Below are 23,522 nucleotides of genomic sequence, written 5' to 3'. Positions count from 1 at the left end.
GGGGCTAAACACTATGCCTTACAAAACCGGGCAATCTTGGGAACATCTCAAGCCGAAACTACTGGCCCCGGATTTCGCTATCAGATTGATGCCACCGTTGCCGATGTTTATTTAGTGTCTAAATATCAGCGTGACTGGATTATTGGACGACCCGTCATTTATGTAATTATTGATGTATTTAGTCGCATGATAGTAGGGGTTTATATTGGATTAGAAGGCCCGTCCTGGTTGGGTGCGATGATGGCTTTAGCTAATTCCGTCACTGATAAAGTGGCTTTTTGTCAAGAATTCGGCATTACAATTACTGAAGAACAATGGCCTTGTCATCACATTCCAGAATGTATTTTAGGAGATCGAGGAGAATTAGCTGGAATGACTGTTGAAACTATGATTCCTAACTTACAGATTCGCATTGAAAATGCAGCCCCTTATAGAGCCGACTGGAAAGGTTTAGTTGAAAGACATTTTCGAGTTATTCATGATCGAGTTAAACCCTTTTTACCCGGCTTTATCGATAAAGATTTTAGGCAGAGAGGAGCAAGAGACTACCGTTTAGATAGTCGTCTAGATCTCGATCAATTTACAGAGGTAATTCTTGAAATTATCCTTTATCATAATAGCCATGAGTTAAAAACTTATAATCGCGATAAGGACATGATTGCCGACGATGTTGCTCCCATTCCTATAGAGTTATGGAAGTGGGGAATTATCAATCGTTCGGGTCGGTTGAGAACGATTAATGAAGATCTTATTAAATTGAATTTAATGCCCACAGGAAAAGCTATAATTACGGAAAGGGGTATTCGCTTTAAATCCATGCACTACACCTGCGAAAAAGCGATTAAGGAGATGTGGTTTGAAAAAGCCAGAAGTCAAATGTTATCACCCTCAGAAAAATCACTACAAATCTCTTATGATCCCAGACGAATGGATATTATTTATTTACCTTCTCCCGATGGTCGAGACTTTGAAAAATGCTATTTACAAGACCCCGATGAACGATATGCTAATAGAACAATCTATGATGTAGAGTATTTGTTGGCTTACGAAGAATTACAAAGAAAGAAACGGGAAGGACAACAACTACAAAATGAAGTTGATTTAATGGCTAAAATAGAGAGTATTACCCGCCGTGCTGAACAACAAACGGAGAAACACCAAGATAAAAGCCAGAGTAACTTACAGAAAACCTCCGGAATTCGAGAACACAGAGCGCAGGAAAAGGCACAACGGAGAGAAGTAGAGGCTTTTGAACTTGCCAAAGAGGAGAAGCCATCACCCTCTAAAGAAACGAGCGATACCACGCCAGAATCTAACCCGTCTAATTCTCCCAAATCATTTCAACCAAGCCATTTAGATTTACTCGCCCGAAAACGCAAGGAACGCCAAGGTGGAAAATAAAGACTTTACTAACAAATATAGTTATTACGAGTGGATAGATATTCCGAATGGCACGCGAGCCTCTATCGCTAAATATCGTCGGTTTAAACAGGTGGAATACAATAACAATCCGATGATTGAAACGCTACCACCGATTTTATCTCAGGAGGAATTTATAGATTTAGCGGCAAAATACCCCATTTACGATTCCGAGGAAAGAAAATTAGAAGCGCAAGACCGTTTTCACTGTATTGAGCGATTATCAAGGTATTTTGATCCCCTTTCTAAAACCGTTGATTTACATCAAACCATCAATGTTTTATTAATGAGTGGTTATATCTCTAGAAATCCCTTGCAACCCGAATATGTTCGACGTTCGCGGGAAATTTATGGGTCAATTCAAGCTAAAGACGGTCACAATTTAGAAAATTATGTTACCGTAACAACTGCTCCCACTACTGCCTCCGGTTTAACGATTATTGGAGAGTCTGGATTGGGAAAGTCAACCAATTTAGCAAATATTCTTGATTTATATCCTCAAGTCATTATTCATTCTCAATATAGTGTTACTCAAGTTGTTTGGCTCAAAGTAGATTGTCCCCACGCAGGTTCGCTCAAAGGCTTATGTACGGATATTTTTCTCGGTATAGATAGACTTCTTGGCACAAATTACTTCAAAAAATTCGGTTCTCGGGGCAATTCTGAGGATTATATGTTAGCTCAAGTGGCACAGATAGCCCATACCCATCATTTGGGTTTATTGGTCATTGATGAGATGCAAAATCTGGCAAATTCAAGGAGGGGACGGGATGATCTTCTCAATTTTTTAGTAAAAATGGACAATATTATTGGAATTCCCGTCATTAGAGTGGGAACGAATGAAGCCGAACCAATTTTAACAGGTAATTTCCGGAATGCAAGGCGAGGAACAGGCGAAGGTGCAGTTCGCTGGAAACGGATGGAAAATGACGAAAATTGGCAATTTTTTGTGGAAGGAATGTGGGAATATCAGTGGACAAAAACAGAGATTCCCTACACCGAAGAAATCGGCGATGCACTATATGAGGAAACACAGGGAATCATTGATATTCTGATTAAACTCTACAAAATGGTGCAATGGCGAGCGATTTCTTCGGGTGGAGATGAAGTTATTACAGTTGATTTAATTCATCAAGTGGCGGCAGAAGGGTTATACTTAGTCAAACCGATGCTAGATGCAATCCGCTCAGGAAATATTAACCAGATGAAGAAGTACAGAGATATTGCTCCTGTTGATATTTCTGACTACAGAGGAAAATGCTTGAATGACGTTAATTTTGACGATTTGGCTGAAATGCGACGCATTAAACGTAATCAAAAACGTTCAGGTGCAATGTCGCCCCTTCTAAAAGAAGTGATTGCCCAATTGCTAGACTTGGAGGTGGAACCGACTCAAGCGAAGATGTTGGCGGAGCGTGTCGTCAATGAAAATCCACAGGAAATGAATATTAATGAGCTTGTACGTCAAGCTTATAAAATCGAATTAAAAGGTGAGCAATTTAAAGATAATGTCTCTAGAATAGTTAAGTCAAAAGGTAAACTCAACCCGAATTATAAGGAAAAAGATATGAGAAAAATTCTTGAAGATGCCAAACAAAATGAAATCCCCGTTTATCCAGGTTTGGTTGCAGCCAATATTGTTAAGGATAATCCCGAACAAGATTTCTGTATAGTCAAGTGAGTTCATGCTGCATTTTTTCCCAATGCCCTATCCAGATGAACTTTTTTATAGCGTGATCTGTCGCTATCATGTCCGAATTGGAAATCGGAATTTTAGACAGACACAGCTTGATTTGTTCCAAACAGCAGGAACGAAGCAGTATTATTTAGGATTACCCAATAATTTGGCAACTTTGGTTAATCAGTTCCCGTTTGGGTCTAGTTTAACAACCAATCAGATCTTGGAAAAATATACGCTTTTCCCTTACTATCGAGCTTTTTTGACGAACCGTGAAGTAAGGCGATTACAACAATTGATGGAGGGCAAGGAAAGTAAATCCGTTGCCCAAGTCGCCAGAATCCCTAAATTAACGCTTTATTATTCCGATTACTTACAATTTTGTCCCCAATGTCTAGAAGATGATTTACAACAGTATGGGGAGACGTACTGGCATCGATCTCATCAAGTTTCGGGAGTGAAGGTTTGTTTGAGCCATCGGTTGGGATTGCAAAATAGTAACGTATTAGCTAAGGAAATGGGGAAGGAGTTTGTTGCAGCAGATGAGAAAAATTGTGTGGGGGATGGGACGAGTTATAGTGAAGATATTTTGCAAGGATTATGGGCGTTTGGTCAGGTCATTGAGGAAAAGATGAAAGACCAAGGAAATTTTAAAGGGTTAAAACAGTTGAGAGATTGGTATCAGCAAAGACTCACTAACAGAGGATGGTTGGAGGAGGAAAAGTTAGCTGAGGCAATGTTAAATTGTTATGGTGAAGGACTGCTAAGGACAATTCATCCTGAGATGATGGACAATTTGGGCGAGTATGTACTTGGATGTTTGTTGGGATGTGATTGGTTACAGGAAGTTGATCGGGTTGCTCATTGGTTGGTTTTAGCAATGATAGAGATTGAGAAATACTCTTGATGATGGGTTTGAAAGGTGTATAGATTACATTGAAGCTTGTAAGTAAGGTGTATCTGAATAGCTTTGTGGACAAAGTGGGAAGCGATCGCCATCAACTGCGTTTATTATCGAAGTGTACCAACTGTGGAACCCCCTTTTCAATTCCTGCTCAATGGATACAAGGAGAGTGTCCCCACTGTTTCTTGCCATTCACAACAATGGTAAAATGTCAAAAGTACCTCTAAATACGGCTATGGACTCGACTACCGAAACGTTAGAAAACCCATATTCTCAGTTTCAAGCTGCCTGTTCCAAGATTTACATCGAATTGGTTGACATGGAGTTGACAGTCCAAGCAATGGTATCACGGTCAGAGTCCAGCGCACCTGAGTATGAAGTGATCGCACCGTCTGAGGTGTCCCAAGAAGCTCAAGAAGGGCTAAAACTTTACTACGATAACGGTGGCCGCAAGACCTGGGTTTTATCGGAAGCCTTGGCGAATGGTCAACCGATTACGAGTCAGCAAATTGACGAGATGGTATCATTTTTTAATGATGCGATCGCCAAAAGAAATCAACCCGAATGGAACGATGTGAATGCTCCTTTTCAACCTTTGATTTGTTGGAAGCTGATGGGAGGCGATTTTGGTAATCTTTGGTCAAGAACAACGAAGGAGTTGTATGTAAGTATCAAAAAGCAGTTAAGTCAGCAATAGTTTTATCTGAAAAAAAGCAGCAGGGAGTCGTTATAAAAACTTTTGATTTCGGAAAATTATTAAGCATCTAAATTAGATGAACTTGGAAAAGTAAAGCTGCAAAAAGGGACGGGCTTAAAGTTTCATTGAACGCCCGACACCGGACACCGGACACCCAAAGATTTCCCATCCCCTTTTCGATTTAGCAACAGTTTCTCCTAAAATTAATCCGGCTATTGAATCAGGGTCTTTAATGATTCAACCAACTCCTCTCCTCGCTTAAGATCGGCCGCTTTTAGCTCTACAACTTGCCAAGGAGAAGAACTGCGCCGCAAACTGTCTCGAATATGGCGATCGCGTCTCAAAGCCGCTCCCCGGTGAAACGCCGCACCATCGATATAAATCGCCAACTTCTTCTCGGATACCGCAAAATCGGCGATTGAAATCGGCTGTTCCCCCATATTGGGGGCGACTGGAACCTGCTTTTGAGGAAAAAACCCGTACCGCTCAAATAATCGAAGAAACTTTAATTCTAAAGGAGAATTCACCCCCTCCGCGTAAGCATCCAACCAGGGCTTAACAGCATCCAAATCGCCCAATTTAAGGGGCTGTTCTTCGGGAATATTCTTCTGTAAAGCTTCCAAAACCGGCGCAATTAGAGTCCAGTTTAATAAATCGTGGTAACGCTGATTTTGATAAGTTTTTAAACAGCGATAACAAGCCGTTTGACAATCGGGATGATCCAAATGTTCCAGGGCGCGGGCGGCGACTCGATGCCATTCTGTGGCAATTCGGCGCAGATAACCGCTTCCCCCCAAACTCGGGTCAATAAACGTCAGAGTTGCCACACGGTAGCGCCGGCCATCCTCCTCAACCGTCCACGACCCTTCAAACTCAAAAACAACCTCCGAATCATCCAACATATAACAGTGCTGCATCCCCGCCTTCAAAGCATATCCCAACGATAAACCCCAAGCTAGCAGCTTCTCATCGCTCGTCTCGCGAGGCACCGAAACGATCAACCGCAAAACCTCGGCTTTTTCGGCTGTCACCAACGCGATCGGGCGGGGCGGAGTTCCCCGTTGGGGACACTGTTGGGCGTGACCATAAATATCTCGTTCTCCCTCGGAGGCGCTGCGAGTTCTCCGACGTCCTCCCGAACGAGTTGCTTTAGTTTCGGGAATATTGAGCAACTTTCCGCAAGAACCACAAAGCAAATACCCCTTAGCTTGGCTGTGCAGTGGAGAAATTTCGGCTTCCAGTTCTTTCTCCGAAGGGGGAAACCCTTCATTCAACCATCGCACTTCTTCCTCTCGACTCAGGCGCAACATCCAGCCGTCTCCAACCCGCCAACGACCGATCACCTGTCCGTTCCATTGGGGATAAACCTGAATTAAATTGCGGGCCGCATAACGTTCTTCTTCATCAAGGATCGGACTTTCATCAGCCCGTGCCAAAAATCCGGCAAACTCCGCCGCCGGTAGGCTTTGTTTTGGCCGATCGCAGCCGCACCGGGGACAAAAAGGTTCATCGGCAGTGTGGCGCAACCCGCAAGTCCGACACACCCCGTACAGCCAATTCGGTTGATCGGCTGGGGGATTCCAGGGAGAAGACCGATCCAGTCCGATCACTTTCCAGCGGCGGGTGCGAGCATAAACTTGAGCGTCGGGGCGAAACTGATTAATCCCCACCCGACGGGCCGTCGTGATGGGATCGGCTTCGTGTTTGTCTTCCAGCAACCGCAACGCCGCAGGTTGAGTCGGAAATTCGTATCCGGGAAGAATGCCAAACTCGGCAAACCGTCGCAGCGGATATCCCCCGGAACGGTCGTCGGCTTCCGCCGCCTTTTGATTGCGATCGCCCGGGAGTCCCAAAATCTGAGCAATTAATTTCTCAGAATGGATCGCCGCCCCCCTTCCCTGAAGATTTTGATGATAAACATCAAGTGCCTGTCGCAGTTCGATCACCTGTCGGGCGGTACGATTAATCACATCTTGAATGCGGTCGGGCAATTTCTCTAACGACGCTCGCAACTGAGACTCGTCCAACTCCGCTTCTGCTAAGATACCGTCCTGCCAAGCTTCCTTCGCCAAAGCGATCGCCGCCTCGAACTGCACCCTCACCCCGGCAATTAAAGCATCAACGTCTTCCTGTTTAATTTCGCCCTGGGGAGAAACATAATCGAGCATTTTTCCCGCCAGTCCGGGTTCAGCCGCCCCAAATGCGATCGCGTGCAGATGGCGAAAAATCACATCCCGATTTCCCAAAGCCACCGCAGGCGCGGGAACTTCCCCAGAAATCATCTCTGCGGGTTTGTCATAAAAATATTGGTCGTGGGGGGTGCTGCGAGCGTAACTGATCACCAATCCCACCCGGGTCCGGCGTCCGGCCCGTCCTCCCCGTTGAGCGTAGTTATCCGGGCGGGGGGGAACGTTTCGCAAGATAACCGCATCCAACCCCCCCACATCAATACCCATTTCCAAAGTGGGCGAACAAGCCAACAAATTCACCGTAGACTGGCTCAAATCCCCCTTAAACAATTCCTCAATAATCACCCGTTCATCGTTGGGAACCTGGGCGGTATGTTCCCTGGCATTGAGCGAAATAATATCACTAGCCTGAATCCGTTTAACCGTGCGGTTTTGATTGACCTCGGCATCGCTCCACTCGACCAAAGAACCGTGACACTGACAGCAGGGAAAATTTACCGAAAATCCGCCGGCGGGAGTTCCGCAAACCTGACAGCGCAACCGTTGGGAAGAGGTTAAAAGCTCGAATAAAATTTCATCGTCGTTCACCTGCAACAGTTGCCGGCTTTCCCGATAACCGTAAACATCTGCCGCCACCAAATAGGCGCCGGCCCGCAAAAATTCCAACAATTCGATCATGTGGCTCATTTCCACCTTGGGCGAGCCGTTAAACCGTTCGACCAAATATTTTAAAATCCGCTCCAAACTCGGCCCCCGACCGCCGGATTTTGGTTTTCGCCAACAGTTCAAATGTTTGATCCCATAGGGAATTTCTGCCGCATCAATATACCCCACTGGTTCGCCCGTCGCCGACAGCGCAAACCCTTGGGGCGATCGAACTCGCCGCTCCCAATTTGCCTTTTTTAAATATTCGGGAATGCGAACACTGTCGGGATGATAGCGCAGCAGTTCGCGGGAAACGCAGCCCCGAATTCGGATTTCATTCAAAATGCAGGTGCAGAGATAATAAAGCTGGTTTAATTCGACGCCCAAACTTTGCGCCAAACTTGCCCCCTGTTCTTGAATATAATCCTCCAATTCATCGTAGGCAACCCTCACCAACCCCAAATTAATCAGCGTTCCTCGGTAGCCGGCATTGATCGCAATTTCATCCAATAACGGCGCTTCTTCCCAGGCTTGAATTTTTTGGCGGTCTTCGGAGGAAATGCGGCGCTGGTTATGTTCCGGTAGATTGGGATTATCCCGAACTTGCAGGGCGCGATCGCTCAACAACTCTACGGCCCTCTGTAATTTTAACGTTCCCTCCTCTTTGAGCAACCCGATCAGCCGCCGTCTCATCCGGTCGTAACGGCTGGCAAAATGAATAAAACGGGCTTGATGGGCCGCATCCTGACGGCTATCGCTAAACACCAACAGCCTCTCTTTCCCCGCCTGTCCGGGCTGTGTGGAGCGAACCGCCGCCAACGACTCCATCAACCCTTCGCTCAACACTTTCACCGCCGCCGAGGTTCCCAACGCCACCGGAGTAACAACGTTGCGACTTCCCCCCGTTCCCCCGCAACACAAACAGCGAGTCCGGGCGGGGGCGAGGGTAATTTTCATCGGATAGAGGTTTTCTTCAAAGCTGAACGCCAAGCTTTTCGGATCGAACGAACCCGAACAAACCGGACGCCGACGCATTTGTTCGGTTTGTTTTCCGGTTTTTGAGGATTTACGCTTGCGGGTTTTGGGGGGGTTATTTTCTTCAACGGAGGGGCTATCCTCTTCGTCTTCAACCCCGATCAAGCTCTCAAACCGACTCGCTTCGTACAGCATCCACTCGTGTTCTTCTGAAGGCTCTCCACTGGGGCGCAGGGGTTCGGCTCCCGGATCGACGGGGGATTTTCCCACAAGCCGCAGGTAGTGCGCCCCGCAGTTGCGACACAGGTACAGCGGCGCCGTAGAATAGCCGCAGCGACAGCGTTCTTCTCCCATCGGGTAGAGTTTCCCGCACTCGGGGTTGAGACAGCGATAAAAATGCCATCCGCCCCGAATGAAGCGATGCGCCCGTATTCTCAACGCTCCCGGCGTTCCTTCCGGTAAGGCGGCGCCGGCGAGTAGGGCGGTTTCGATCTCTTTTTGCAGCGACTCGGGGGAACAGTTTTGGCGGGGTTTGACTTCGGTTTTCACTTTCTCTACAATTTGAGTCAGAGACATCGGAGAACGAATTAACCAACGGTTTAAATCCCACAGTAATCGAGTCCGTTGAACCGCTTCATCGAGGGGAGTTGTTAAGGGTTGTTCCGATAGCTGACAAATGGCACGGGTGACGGCTTCGGAGTTTTGGATGTCGATATCTGCGATCGCGACGGGTTGGGATGAATAAACCGCCTCGGAAGGGGTGACAATTTCTTCTAATTCTTCCCCGATCACCCGAATATTTTGGGGAGGGGCGCCGGATATTTTCCCAAAAAATTCCTGTACCGCCCTGTCTCGCTGTTCGAGAGAGGTGAGGGTTTCTTCCTCTGAATTGCCATTTTTTTCGGCTACACTTTTAATGGTTGCCGAAGTTCCCACCGGAATTAATACCGGATAGCGACGCCCCCCAAAGTTATCGAGTCCCTGCCGATTTTCCAGATAATAATCCTGTGTGGCTCGTTTTAAATGGGCTTGTAAACGCCGCACCAACAGCGCGATATTGCTCCCCAAGCTTCCCCGATAGCTGTGAACTTCATCCAACACCAAAAACCGACAGCGATGATTGGCAAATATCCGTTCTCGATCCGCCGGACGAACCAACAAATATTCTAACATCATGTAGTTCGTCAACAAGATTTGAGGGGGATTTTCTCGCAGTTGATACCGTTCTTGTTGGGTGGTTCCCCGATCGTATTTTGCCACCGAAACCGCACCCGCCCAACCGGAATCCTGTAAATAAGTGTTAATTCGCAACAGTTGATCGTTTGAGAGGGCGTTCATCGGATAAACTAAAATTGCAGTTAATCCCGATTTTTTAAAAGCGACACTATCTTCGATCGCATTCTGAATAACGGGAAGTAAAAACGTCTCGGTTTTTCCGCTTCCGGTTCCGGTTGTCACCACCAACGGCGAAGCATTTTCTCCTAACAAATGGGCGATCGCATCCGACTGATGTAAATAGGCTAATTTGCTCTTAGAACGCTTTTCCATTACCTCGGCGAGTCGGCGATCAATCGGTAAATTTCGCCAACGTTCCCCGGATTTAAACGGACGATGAACCTGATAAAATGGTTCTTGGGCTAAAAACAAAGGTCGATCAATTGCATCCTCTAGGGACTGTTTTAAAAGGGGATCTTTCGCCCGAAATTCCGTCAATAAATAATCCCGATATTCAGCAATAACATGATCTAAAATTTTAATCGGATGAAGGGGGGTTTCGGGTGTCGGGTGTTGGGTGTCGGGTGTTGGGTTTTGGGTGTTGGGTTTTGGGTGTTGGGTTTCGGATGTTGGGTGTTGGGTGTTGGGAGAAACGGAGTTTTGTTCAACTCGCTGCTGTACAAACTGAACCAACTGCTGAGAAAATTGAGCGCTGAGAGTATCTATATTAATAATCTCTGCAAACTCAACAAATTGCCAATTTTGGGGAATTTTAGCAAACAATAAATTCAGCGTTTCCGTTGAAATTTTATCTACGTCTGCACAGTCAAGAGTTGCCATTTTTTGAGCCAAAAATGTACTCGCTGCAACAATCGCATCTTCACCTTTATCGAGAATTTCCTGAAGTTGTAGAACCAGCATAATTTGACCTCTTAAACTCTATGAGATGAAAAAATTAAATAGTTGAATCCCCTACCGCTTTGAAAGGGGGGAATAAAGAATAACACGGTTGAAAGTCCCCCTTTTGAAGGGGGATTTAGGGGGATTAATCCTGGGTTGCATTGCTTTTTATCTTTCATATTGGATAAACCGAGACAACAATTTACAAACCAATAAGCTGTTACACATCTAAATTACCCAACACCCAACGCCCAACACCCGACACCCGACACCCGACACCTATCTTTACAATGCAGTTTAAATGCACAACAGCTTACTATTTCTTTCGCCTTCGTTTGGTTGACTTCTCTTTAACGGGTGGGGAAGTCAGTTGAAAACCGTCATCTGTTGTCGCCGAATTGGTTTCGGGAATGGGTAAACTAATCACGGGTTTGGGGAGGTTTTCATTTAACGGAATATCGTGATAGGGGTCATATTTTTGCGTAAACGCTTCCAGTCCAATACTTTCTAATTCATCGAACATTTCCAAACACAATTGGCGTGCTTTCGGATAACTTTTGTGGCTAAATGTCGAAAGAACATGACAATATTGTTCTCGGTTGAGGTGGTACGCTTGGGCGATAACGGCGTCAATAGCAGCCCGAACTTTCCAACGTTCATCATCACTGGCTAATACCGGAAATTTAACCGTTGAGTTTTCGCCTTCTAAACTATTATTTTCTCGCCATACATCACCCAACTGTTCACGCCACAATGGTTCATAACCCGAATGATTACAAGTTAAACGAAGGGCGGAATGGGCGAGGAAGGTGTCGGGTGTCGGGTGTCGGGTGTCGGGTGTCGGGTGTTGGGTGTTGGGTATCGGAATACGGTTGAGGATGAAAAGATTAACATGAGCTGCTGTTTGTAATCTTATTAGCCAATCTGTACAAAAAGAATTTGCAGCACTTTGAAGAATAAGAGCAGATACATTGGAGCGTTGTCTGGGAATTTTTTCACAAGGCGATGTATTGCCAAAAATTGAGAATCCAATCACGGCAAAAATCAAGGTTCGTTCATTTGTAGAACTAGCAATATCTCGAAAAGATAAACGAAAATAAGGAACAGCAGATAACCAACCGGGTTTATCAACTAGCTTGTTAATTTCTACTAAATATCGGGGTCGTTCTTCCCATCTATCATTATATTGATGAAAGGTTTTTCCTTCGTGTAGAACCAGATAACCTCGCTGTAACAATTGTTTGGCAATATCCGGATCTCTAGGATCTTCACCGTTGGGTAAAATCTCATCAGTGTTTGTAAACCGCCAAGCATCATCAGTCATATGAAGTTCACGACCTAATTTAATCTTTAAGCGATCGCAAACCGTTCCAAAGGGTTCACCATTGGCAAAACAAACTTTAGCAACTTCTAAATCTTTCTCAGACTGCAATTCTAACAAACTGAGATAATCGCCCCCGGTTTTTTGAATAAAATCAAGGGTGTAGTTTAAAGGTGGACGCTGTTCTTTTTCCTCAAACAGCCATTCATCATCATGGAGATAAAAAGCACAGGGAAATTCTGTGGTTTGCTTTCCTTTTTGAGCAATAACAGTTGCAAATTTGAAACTTGCATGAATTTCAAATAACTTTCTGCGGTTTTCAAAAGAATAACAGCACTGACAAGCCATATTTTCAAAGTAAAGCCGTCTAATTCCCGTCGCTCCTTCATTGGCGTGAAATCCTGATGGAATGACGACACCTGTTAAACCAGATTGATGTAAAAGTTGTGTATTTCGCTCTGCAAATAACTTGGCTGCATCTGGATCGCCTCCCGTTTTTGAACCGTTAACACGGACGACTTGATATTGATATAAAATATCGTGAATTTGATGCTGTTCTTTAAATTCTGCCTCATAATCTTCGTGAAGTTTGGAAATCTTTGCATCTGCTTTTATCCGTTCTTCAATCGCAATTCTTTCTGGTTTAGTTGGTGCATCTAAAATCCCAAAATCATAAGATGCAAAAAATTCTTTAGCTTTGGGTCGAACAGCATCCCAAGGTGGATTACCTAAAACAACATCAAAACCGTGAACCTCGTTTAAATTTCCGGTGGGATAAAATACCTCGGCAAACATCAAATCGTAGGAAAAAGCAGGAATAGAAGTATCGGTTAAAAAAGCCGATAAATCACCCGAAACCGGAAACCCGACACCCGAAACCTCATCCCCAACACCCGACACCCGACACCCGACACCCGACACCTCATCCCCAACACCCAAACCCTTCGCGATCGCCTGTCGCAACGATACCGGATCGGAAGTTTCAAGGGCGCTGAAATCTTCGGGTAACTCGCCATTTTCCGCAAAAAATTTAACCAAATTGGCGTAAGCAATATCATCGCAATTTCCCAACATAACCCCGCCCGACCAAGCGGCCGCTATAATTTTAAACGGAGCCAACGCCCGATCTAACTTATCTTTTGCCGCCTCTTTTGCCTTCAACTCGGATAAATTAAATCCCACCGTAGCTTCTAGGGATTTAACATGAGTTAAAGCCTGCGCCATCGCCTCGGTAAACCGTTCTCGAATCCCCCGAAACAGCAACGGATCGATCTCCTGTTGGGTACCCGGATAGGTGAGTAAATGGTGAAAAAATGGCCCCGTCAGAGAATCCCCCAACAGCAGACGGTGATCCAAAAACGTTAGCGGTAAACCCTCCGCGTGAGACTCCAACCACAGCGACAACTTCGCCAACTCCACCGCCAGGGGGTTTTTATCGACACCATAGAGACAGTGAACCGCCACCATGCGGCGACAAAGCGCTTGGGCTTCTTGTTGAGAATAGCCTGACTCTTGACCTTCCGGGGCGGAACTGGGAAGATAGTTGAGGAGTTTCTTTTCCGGGTCGGGAAGGGCGAGAATGCGCTGACGGTAAACATCCGCGATCGCGTTGGGGTCGGAGTTGGGTGTCGCCGGATCGACCGGTTCAGAAGCTTGTTCTGCGGCTAATATTTTCTCATCGCACAGCCGACAAGCCTCGTACAGTCGATCGCCGAGAAACCGACAGGCTTCAACCAAAAAATGTCCGCTACCCATCGCCGGATCGAGAACCTTTAGCTTGAGAATAGCGGGGGGGTTGGGGTCGTCTTTGGGGCTGCATTCATCGACTTTCGCGCCCAAAGTTTCCCGCACCAAAAACCGCACGAAAGAATGGGGGGTATAATAGGAACCGCTCGACTTGCGCCCCAACCCGACCCGCAAATAAAACTGTCCGGGCTTAATTTCCTCGATCCATTGAACCTTGGTTTTTTTACTGCGTTTGGGGGTTTCTTCTTCGTTATCGTCTTCGATGTCAATGTCGCCGTCGGTTTCCGACTGCACAACCGGGCGGTATTTTTCCCCCTGGGCGAGAGGAACCACCACTTGTAATTTGTCGCGTTGCAGCCGACACATGGGTTCTGTGGCGATACCCGGTTCAAGTTCTAGCAGCGCCTCATAAACCCGTCCCAAGTCTTCCACATCCAGCGATCCGTAGTGAACCCGTTCTCTGGCGATCGCCCCCCGCCGTTTGGCCGTCCAAAGCAACTGATCCAACAAATGAGCAACCGCCCGTTCACCCCAACTCAAGGATGATAAAATCGGCGTGGTATTCGGCCCAAACAGCGCCCCGCCCAAGGGTTTAACATGGAGTTCGGTACATTCCAACCCCTCAGCAAACATCCGAAACATCTGCTTTAAGCCCTGTTCGAGAAATTCGCCCGTTTCCATCCCCTCATCGAGAACCCGACGGACATACTTCGCCAAAGCCGTTGTCGGCGAAAAAGAATTGCGCCAAAGACTCGTAGAAGCAAAACTAAAAGCCCTGGCGGGGTCATCGCTGGTTTCCAGCTTGAGAACAAACAACAACCGATAAACCACAATTAACCCTTCTCGCCAGAGTTGTTTGGCGAGGGCGTCCGGGGGTAGGTGTTGGGTGTCGGGTGTCGGGTGTTGGGTGTCGGGTTTCAGGTGTCGGGTGTCGGGTGTTGTTTTTGCTTCAAGGTTTTGATCAAACGATTCAGCTTGGAACCCACTTCCGAGGTCAGTTTCAGCATTGCTTCGAGTTCCTGATGGTTCAGATAAGCCAGTCTCCCGGCTATCATTAGATGAGTTTCCAACTCCATCAGCGAGCCGTTGGCGATGTATAGATGTTGAATGTATTCTTTGAGATGATATCTGCCCTTCCCCTCGGCGATATTCGCCGGAATTGATACCGCCGCCCTTTGGATCTGGCTGCTGAGTCCGTAAGTCTCTGTCTGCGGAAACTTCCGAGTCAGTTGGTAGCACTCCACCACCAGATCCATCGCCTGATTCCAAACCCTGAGATCCCGATAAGTCTTGACTTCCCTCAATTCCACTGACATCTTCCCCTGCTAAAATACCCGACACCCGAAACCCGACACCCGACACCTCATCCCCTGATTCCAAACCCTGAGATCCCGATAAGTCTTGACTTCCCTCAATTCCACTGACATCTTCCCCTGCTAAAATACCCGACACCTCATCCCCATCCCCAACACCCGACACCCGAAACCCGACACCCGACACCTGATGGCGATCTAAAATTTCTTGAATAAACAGCCTTACCGCCCGTCTTGCTTGAACCCTCAAATCTTTGGTAACTTGAGCCTGTTGCAGTCTGGCTTTTTCGACCAACTCGGGAACCGCTACAATTCCCTCGGGCGAACTCAAAGCCAAAACCAGGCGGTAACTGTCGGGTACCGATCGCGATCGCTTCCAGTGAGTGTCGATGGGGACGATCAGTTGGGAGTCGGGACGGGCGGGATCGGAAATTAACACCCGCAGTTCAACGCCGTTGGTGAGGAGTCCAACTCGTTCGCCGGAAGTCAGCAGCACCCGTTGGGCAACGCGCAGATGGGAAAAACGGTAAGCCAACCCCCGTTTGGCGGGTGCGTCGAGATCTTCTTCAAAAGCCGTCGTCCAGACTCGCAGTTTCGATGAACCGTCTGCGGTTTTCAGCAAATACCCCCCCGACTCCAAACCTTCGCGGGTTTGAACCGGATCGGCTATTTCTGCGGTGGCGTATCCCAAGCGTTCGATCAGGGGTTCAACAACGTGGTTAAAAACGCGAACGGCGCCGCCCATTGTGGAAAGTTCTCGCAATTTGCGGCGGTAAACCTCCCAGGACTGCTGTAGGGTTTTGCCTTCGGTTCCGGTGGTTTTGGCGAGGAGTTTTTTCTTGGTGAGTTGTTTTTCGAGTTCAAACTTAACAAAGGGTTCGGGGAAAGCCGGCCCGGTAAAGGAATTGTGTTCTAGAATTTCTAAAGCCATGATTAAGCTGTTGTGGATTTAAACTGCATTGTTAAAGATCGGTGTCGGGTGTTGGGTGTCGGGTGTCGGGTGTTGGTTGTTGGGTGTCGGGTGTCGGGTGTCGGGTGTTGGGTGTTGGTTGTTGGGTGTTGGGTTTCGGGTGTCTGGAATTGGCCGCTCGTGTAATTTAGATGCGTAACAGATTATTTCGACCGGGGAACGAGCATTAATACACCGATGGGAACAATTTCGAGGGGATGCAAATGGAGTCGGTTTTCTAAGTCCTGTTGTCGCTGGTGATAAAGTCGCAGCACTCCATCGGCTTCGCTTCGCAGTTTTGGCGGTTGACTCGGATCGACGCTAAAAGCCGCGAGTTTTTCCAGGGGGTCGTCAAGGGTTGTCCAACTGGGAGGTTCGGAAACGGGAACGGCATCAAATAAGCCCAACTGTTGACTGGCGATCGCCTCCAGGGGGAGAATTTCCTGATGTCGCAGATCCAGCCACTCTTTCAAACGCGATTGTTCTTCTTCCAAGTTGGCTTGAAATTCCCGAATAAAGGTTTCCGCCAGGGGTTGAAAGCCCGACTCAACTGCCCGTTTACCCCCTTCGAGTCCCGCTTCCCACAATGCGTGAAAGTGGTTTTCCCAGACTTTGGCGGTTTTGATGGCATTTTGGCGATCAGCGAACTTTAACCACTGTTCGGCTTTGGGCAAAAATTTCGGTTTTCCGGTTTGGGGAAACTCAACGGCGACAACCCGTTCAAACTCCCGTCCGCTATCGGATAAAATTCGCCCGACGTAGGTTAGCAAAAGGGTGGGTTGATCGATGTCGGCGAGAACTGCACTGACTCGCGGATCTTGTTCTGCGGTTCCGCCAAAGGACAGGTTGCGAACCCGATCAATTGCCCGTCTAACCAGGGGATGCGCCCGCCCCAAATAACCGACGGGGCGATCTTGGCGATCGCGGGTGATATCGAGGTTGGTGGTGAGGCGAACCGTGCGGCTTTCGCGATCGTATCCCGGCAGATCTTCGGTCCCCGAATGCCAAGCGGGGGGAAGTTTGATCTCAAACAATTGGTCTTTTTCGGCGTTCACGTCTCCGCCGTCTAACTGCACCGCATCGCAAACAAAGTTTAGCAAATCTACCCCACTGGCTTTTGAACCTTCGGCGCGTAGGGTTTCCGCATCAGCTAACAGTTGGCTTTCGGCGTTCATCCCCACATCGGCTAACCAAGCGTTAGTTTTGGCGGCTTGTTCAAACCCTTTCAAACTTTTATCAATTTCTTCCAAAAGTTCTCGGGTGGCGATATCGCTTCCTTGATTTTCATCAATGTCGGTCAAGTCTATTCCTCCCCCTTCGTTAACGAGGGAAAATAGGGGCAATTGTTGGGAAGTTGAGCGTTTTTCATCTTCATCAATTAAGCCTTTGAGCAGTTTTTCGGTGGTGACATCGCTGCTGGTGGTCACGCCCAAAGTATTGGGTACAAATGTCAGGCGCGATCGCTGCCGTTCGTATTTGGCAATTAACCGCAGTAAAATCCGTTCTTCAAAGGTACCTTGCAGGTAAAGATAGCGAACTTCGGGGTTAAATTTCTGCCCAAAGCGGTCAATTCTACCGTTGCGCTGTTCCAAACGGTTCGGGTTAAAAGGCAGTTCCAGATGAATCAAATGGTGGCACTTTTGTTGCAGGTTTAACCCTTCGGCGGCGGTATCGGTACTGATTAAAACCAAATTGGCTTCGCGGCAAAAACGGGAGGTTATTTGACTGCGAATTTCGTTGCTGTCGAGGCCGCTCATGGCGATAACCGTGCCGATTTCTGCTTTTTCTAAGGCTTTAACGGCGGCTTTTTGGGAGTCGATATATTCGGTGTAAACGAGAATATTGGCGTCGGGTTCTTGGGTGCGAATGGTTTGAATTTCTCGAATTAATTGGTCGAGTTTTGGATCTTGAGAAAGGGCAGCTTCGGCTAAACTGACCAATTCATCCAAAGATTCGACTAGGTTGGAAATGCGGCTCACCGTCGGAGAAGTTGAGCGTATTTCTCGCTGCAATTCGGCGAGTTGTTGGGCAATTTCTTCGGCTTCGAGTAACGCAATATCTTCTTCTTCTTCAACGCTAACCGTGCCGAACCGTTCGAGTTTACGCTGATAATCTTTGAGGGTTTTTAAACGCTGGCGGCGACTTTCTTGATTTTCTGAACTTTGGGTGAGAATATGTTGAAAGCGATCGGCAACAACGCCCAACGTGGCTTTACAGGCTTCGACGCTGGAAACGCTGCGCTTGAGTAAGGCGATAAACGCCAAAACATCGCTGTAGCGTTTGGCTCGAAAGGCGCGTTTGAGTTGGGGGGCGAGGAGTTTGAGGAGTCCCCTCTGCAAGGCTTCAAACTGGGGATAGTGTTGCGGATCGGCGGCGACCGGCTGCGGTTTGACGATCCGTTCTTTGAACTGGAGTTCTTTAGTGACGGGATCAACGATGTGGCGTTTCAGGCGTCGGATCACATGGCGTTTGTAGCGATCGCCCCGCAAGCTTCCCCGTCCATCCACCAAAGAGGGGTCAAGCAGTTCGCACAAAGACGCAAAAGAGCGATCGTTCCCATCGTGGGGGGTGGCGGTTAACATCAAAAACGTATCGCAGCGTCGAGCCAAAACTTCGGCCAACCGACGGCGTTGAGAGTCTTCGCGATCGCCAATGCTTCCCAAGTCCATGCAGTGATGGGCTTCATCGAGGATAATCACATCATAGCTGGCCCGTTCCAAAAGGTCGAGAATGCGTTCCTGTTTGAGGAAGTCAATGGAAACCAAACCGAGGGGGATATAATCAAAGGGGTTCGCCCCCAGTTCGTTACTGCGACGTATTTCCTGCAAATGGGAACGGTTCACCACATCAAACCGCAAGCTAAACCGTTCGGACATTTCCAGTTTCCACTGTTCCAGCAGCGGGCCGGCGGGAGATACAATTAAAATCCGGTGAGCCATCCGCCGCGCCATCAACTCGGTTAACACCAGTCCCGCCTGAATGGTTTTTCCCAAACCCACCCCATCAGCCAACAGCAGTCGCACCCGACTCATGCGAAGGGCGCGTAAAACCGGAACCAGTTGATAGGGTTCGAGTCGCAGCCGCCCCGGTTGCACCGCCTGCAAAGCCCGTTGACCCAAAGCTTGTTCGAGGAGAAAGGCTTGATGATAAACCAGCCAATTTGCCAGGGGAGAGGCTTTGGCGGGGTTGAGTTCTCGCCGCAGCGCCCGAATAGTTTCAAAGGGAACCAAAATATCAAGTTCCTCTCCGCGTATGACCCCTTCCAAACAGCGCAGGCGATAAAGGGTTTGTTGTCCTAGCGGTTGAGAAGTCACAACTTCCCATTTCAAACCACGGGCGATCACTTCTGTTCCCGGTAATAGTTCAGTCACGGCGCAGTCCTCGGATGGATCTTGAAGGTTTCGGGTTTCGGGTGTCGGGTGTCGGGTTTCGGGTTTCGGGTGTCGGGTTTCGGGTGTCGGGTTTCGGGTTTCGGGTTTCAGGTTTCGGGTTTCGGGTTTCGGGTTTCATCGAACATAACACCCAACGTCTAACACCTGACACCTGACACCTGACACCCAACACCTTTCGGGTTTCGGGTTTGATCGAACATAACACCCAACGTCTAACACCTGACACCTGACACCTGACACCTGACACCCAACACCTTTCGGGTTTGATCGAACATAACACCCAACACCTAACATCTAACACCTGACACCCAACACCTAACATCTCTATTTTCTCCTATTTCTGACTTAAATAGGCGATTTTTATAGAACTTTTGTTGTTAAAAAAATATCCAAACATATCAGTTTTTTTTGATGTAGTAACGATTGCCTCCTTTTATTAGATTAAGCTGCGGCTCATCTCAATATATCATCGATAATCTTGAACACCTGACACCCGACACTAACAGACAACCCAACGTAAAATTATCGAATTTTTCAAGTAAAATAACTTTTGATTTATGGTTTGTGATGGCGTTTAAACTTTGGCTGGTGTACACTATAAATTAAGGAAAATTTTCACGAAATTAATCGAATCGAATCTAAATCACACCCAATCCTAAGACTATTATGTTGCCTTTACCTGAAGATATGCCAAAATGGTACACCGTTAATTGTGACAAGCCCGAAGAAGAAAAAGGTTGGACTCCCAAAACAGAAGATATTGTTCAAAAACCAAACAGTAATCAAGAAATTATTAACGCTTGGAATGGAACTGTAGAGCCGCGCAATGGGAAGCAATACACTGTTCGAGTTGATAAATTAGAAATTCTCAGTCCCATTCAAGTCGGGGGTTATATATTTTCAGAAGGGGGAATTTTACCCGCACAAGTTGGCGGCGTTCCCTATATTCCCGGTTCGAGTATACGGGGTGCATTTTTGAAGTGGATTAAAACCAATTTACCCAATTTTGAACCCTTGGAACAACAATTTTGGTTGAGTTTATTGAAACCCGATAAAACGGGTTGGCAACCCCGCAAAATTCGGTTTGAAAGTGTGCTGTTAAAAAAAGATCTAAAACCGTTTCCGCTTTATGCTCAACAAGAATGGCAAATTTTTAATGAAAAAAGTAAGAACTTAAGCGTTCAGTGGCAAGTTTCGCCAAAACATCCCCCAAAACCGACTCCCGGAAACAAAAGCTTACAAGTTTTGTTGAAAGAAGGGGCAACTTCTCAACAGAAAGAATGGCTGAAAACCCAACTCAAACAAATGTTAGAAAAGCGGGGAATAGGACGGGGAACGGCTTCGGGGTTTGGGCGTTTGGGAACTTCTATTCCGTCTGGAAAATGGCAAATAAAACTCACGGGAATGAAACCCTGTGTCCAACAGTATAATAATAATCAAAATAAACCCGAAGAGAACCAAAATGGAATTTATCGTTGGACTCCTCAAGTTTTGCGGGCAAATTTGCGGGGATATTTTACCCGGTTGGCGTTGTCGTTACTTTCCCGTGAAAATGCGATCGCACTCACGAACAAAGTTTTTGGAGGGCTAACAAGTCCCGCCCAACTTCAACTCACGAGTTATTTAGGGCAAATTAAATCCCCGTTTAAATTACCAAGTAAAGACTATGCAAATATTAAAGCAAGAGATGCCCATGAAACTTGGGTGATTAATGTTGATTGTAATTCATCATTTGATGATTTAATTGGGGGATTATTGGATTTAAGTAGTCGCTTGGGTGGACTTGGCCCCGGTTGGCGACGTCCCCCTCATCAACTGAAAAGGTTCAATGGGTTTCGAGGAAGTGAATTTGAGGTTTCTCCTGTGGCTTCCAGTGGGGTTTTTGAAGAAAATCCTGGTCAATATCTTCAGTCTCTCATCGAACGTTTACAGGAAATTATTCGTCAGCTTGCTGAAGGGGCTGGGTTGCAATTTTCCAATAAAACAACTGTTGGAAAAATTGTTAGTATTTGGCAAGGTGAACCGACCCTCTGGGAAGAAATTGTTCATAAAGTTTGTAGCACTAATGCGAAGGATAAACCGAGTTGGTGTGGAAGTTCGACCTCTCGACCTTCGGGTTATGCGGTGCGAGAATATGAGAGTTTCTGTTTGCTGACAGTATTCGATCCCGATGTTGAAGAAACTCTCCGCAAAAAACATTTTACTCGCATTTTGCCGTCCCAATAATCGGGTGATCTTTTAAGGATGGGGGTGAATAAGCTGTTATTGACATGACCGCAAACCCCTGATACCGGACTCCTGACCCGGATTAATTTCTCTGAGTTGACAATTTTTGCGAGGGTCAGGCAAAATGGCTGAAAGGCTGATTGTTTCGTTGAGAGCCTCGATATCCCTCCCTGTAAGGGTTTCAGGTTGTTGGCTAGACCGTTTTACCCCAATGCGCGAGGCTGTTTTCAGTACCCCTCGCAAACTGGGTCTAGACACAAGGCAGGGTAAGGGGTTTAAATAGAGGGGTAGCGACTTTCATTAGAAAGAAAAGGTGTTGAAACTAGAAATAAAGTGAACCCAGAAACTACCATCCGGAGTAGCGACTTTCATTAGAAAGAAAAGGTGTTGAAACTTTTCTATGTGTCCAGCCGTTAAAGTAGGGCTTTGTTTGTCGTAGCGACTTTCATTAGAAAGAAAAGGTGTTGAAACATCTCAGTTTGTTCGTGTTTTGTTTGTTCATGTTTTGTAGCGACTTTCATTAGAAAGAAAAGGTGTTGAAACTCCCGTGTAGAGGGCGGTAGTTCGTTCTGTACTGGTAGCGACTTTCATTAGAAAGAAAAGGTGTTGAAACCTTTTTGTCGTGAGTCACAAAAATGTTTTAATCAACCCGTAGCGACTTTCATTAGAAAGAAAAGGTGTTGAAACCCCATTTAAAAACTGTGGAGAAATACTCTACAGTAAGTAGCGACTTTCATTAGAAAGAAAAGGTGTTGAAACATTCTGTTTGGGACTCGCTTACTTCCGCTCTCTCTAGTAGCGACTTTCATTAGAAAGAAAAGGTGTTGAAACTCTAGCTTAGATTGAATCGCGATCGCTAACTCACTTTCTAGTAGCGACTTTCATTAGAAAGAAAAGGTGTTGAAACGTCCGGCAAAATTAAATCATTTTCTTCGTATCTTACAGGTAGCGACTTTCATTAGAAAGAAAAGGTGTTGAAACAATTTGTTGGTGAACATTGTTGCTTTGTAATGCGGCACGTAGCGACTTTCATTAGAAAGAAAAGGTGTTGAAACCTCGTACAGGTAAATTAGGTCAAGCCGACCTTTTATTTAATAGTAGCGACTTTCATTAGAAAGAAAAGGTGTTGAAACGCAAGTAATGACCTTCACGTTGCATTATTATCTCATTGGTAGCGACTTTCATTAGAAAGAAAAGGTGTTGAAACGCTTTTGAATCTAAAATAAAATGCGCTCCGGGATTAGAGGTAGCGACTTTCATTAGAAAGAAAAGGTGTTGAAACTTACCCTGTTTGCGCCGCCCACGTCCTTTACCTACTCGTAGCGACTTTCATTAGAAAGAAAAGGTGTTGAAACAAATGAAAACCGCATCTCTCACTTTTGAGAGAGTTGTAGCGACTTTCATTAGAAAGAAAAGGTGTTGAAACAAGACGACGACATCTTTGACAACTAACCAAAATATCTGGTAGCGACTTTCATTAGAAAGAAAAGGTGTTGAAACCCAGAACCAGATGATTTCTGCTTAGGATCTGGAGTAATAGGTAGCGACTTTCATTAGAAAGAAAAGGTGTTGAAACTTACTTTATCTGCTAATAATCGATATTTAACTCTAGTAGCAAATCCCGTAGCGACTTTCATTAGAAAGAAAAGGTGTTGAAACTGGTTTCCTGGTGTACACCAAATTCCGGGATTTGGATGTAGCGACTTTCATTAGAAAGAAAAGGTGTTGAAACCAAATGTCGCCAGAGTACATGGATGAAATTGGCAGAGTAGCGACTTTCATTAGAAAGAAAAGGTGTTGAAACCTGCTATTACAATGAGTATCAATGGGATTCCATTAGATGTAGCGACTTTCATTAGAAAGAAAAGGTGTTGAAACAACATCACAAAATGGATCTCAGCATCGTCTGGCAAAGATTTAGTGTAGCGACTTTCATTAGAAAGAAAAGGTGTT

The 23,522-nt window shown here is 46.4% G+C and carries 10 protein-coding genes and 1 CRISPR repeat array (1 of these 11 cut by a window edge); of the genes, 7 read left to right on the top strand and 3 right to left on the bottom strand.

Translation table 11 applies throughout. The features are described from left to right. Positions 1–36 precede the first annotated feature (36 nt). From VB836_RS14100 to VB836_RS14085, 4 genes are all read left to right on the top strand, one after another. Complete coding sequence (locus tag VB836_RS14100; protein WP_200906387.1) at positions 37–1,401, top strand: Mu transposase C-terminal domain-containing protein; 1,365 nt, start codon at positions 37–39, stop codon at positions 1,399–1,401. Further along, entirely contained in the window at positions 1,391–3,100 is a 1,710-nt protein-coding gene (locus tag VB836_RS14095) for an ATP-binding protein (protein ID WP_046278789.1), read from the top strand. Before VB836_RS14100 ends, VB836_RS14095 begins: the two co-directional genes overlap by 11 nt. 4 nt (positions 3,101–3,104) lie before the next feature. Further along, the gene (locus VB836_RS14090; protein ID WP_046278788.1) at positions 3,105–4,004 is read left to right on the top strand and encodes a TniQ family protein; all 900 of its coding nucleotides are present in this window, start codon (positions 3,105–3,107) and stop codon (positions 4,002–4,004) included. A 205-nt stretch (positions 4,005–4,209) separates the two neighbouring features. After that, the gene (locus tag VB836_RS14085; RefSeq protein ID WP_323219939.1) at positions 4,210–4,698 is read left to right on the top strand and encodes a hypothetical protein; all 489 of its coding nucleotides are present in this window, start codon (positions 4,210–4,212) and stop codon (positions 4,696–4,698) included. 212 nt (positions 4,699–4,910) lie between these two features. Here the strand turns inward: VB836_RS14085 and VB836_RS14080 are convergent, their stop codons facing one another. Next, positions 4,911–10,643: a DEAD/DEAH box helicase gene (locus VB836_RS14080; RefSeq protein WP_323219937.1), complete on the bottom strand. Its 5,733-nt coding sequence runs from the start codon at positions 10,641–10,643 to the stop codon at positions 4,911–4,913. Between the two features lie 295 nt (positions 10,644–10,938). Continuing rightward, complete coding sequence (locus VB836_RS30510) at positions 10,939–15,933, bottom strand: hypothetical protein (RefSeq protein WP_456085761.1); 4,995 nt, start codon at positions 15,931–15,933, stop codon at positions 10,939–10,941. A 12-nt stretch (positions 15,934–15,945) separates the two neighbouring features. Between VB836_RS30510 and VB836_RS14070 the strand changes: the two genes are divergently transcribed. Beyond that, on the top strand, positions 15,946–16,098 hold the full coding sequence (locus tag VB836_RS14070) for a hypothetical protein (RefSeq protein ID WP_323219935.1): 153 nt from the start codon (positions 15,946–15,948) through the stop codon (positions 16,096–16,098). 17 nt (positions 16,099–16,115) lie between these two features. On the opposite strand, the gene VB836_RS14065 is transcribed toward VB836_RS14070, so the two are convergent. After that, entirely contained in the window at positions 16,116–19,322 is a 3,207-nt protein-coding gene (locus tag VB836_RS14065) for a helicase-related protein (RefSeq protein ID WP_323219933.1), read from the bottom strand. 14 nt (positions 19,323–19,336) lie between these two features. On the opposite strand from VB836_RS14065, the gene VB836_RS14060 reads away from it, so the two are divergent. Beyond that, the gene (locus VB836_RS14060; RefSeq protein ID WP_323219930.1) at positions 19,337–19,498 is read left to right on the top strand and encodes a hypothetical protein; all 162 of its coding nucleotides are present in this window, start codon (positions 19,337–19,339) and stop codon (positions 19,496–19,498) included. Positions 19,499–20,009: 511 nt separating this feature from the next. Continuing rightward, on the top strand, positions 20,010–21,569 hold the full coding sequence (locus VB836_RS14055; RefSeq protein WP_323219928.1) for an RAMP superfamily CRISPR-associated protein: 1,560 nt from the start codon (positions 20,010–20,012) through the stop codon (positions 21,567–21,569). A gap of 287 nt (positions 21,570–21,856) precedes the next feature. Next, positions 21,857–23,522: direct repeats of the CRISPR family, unit length 36 nt; unit sequence GTAGCGACTTTCATTAGAAAGAAAAGGTGTTGAAAC; it runs 82 nt beyond the window's last position.

Source organism: Limnoraphis robusta BA-68 BA1 (assembly GCF_034932365.1).
Taxonomy (GTDB): domain Bacteria; phylum Cyanobacteriota; class Cyanobacteriia; order Cyanobacteriales; family Microcoleaceae; genus Capilliphycus; species Capilliphycus robustus.
This window is presented reverse-complemented; position numbering and strand designations above follow the sequence as displayed.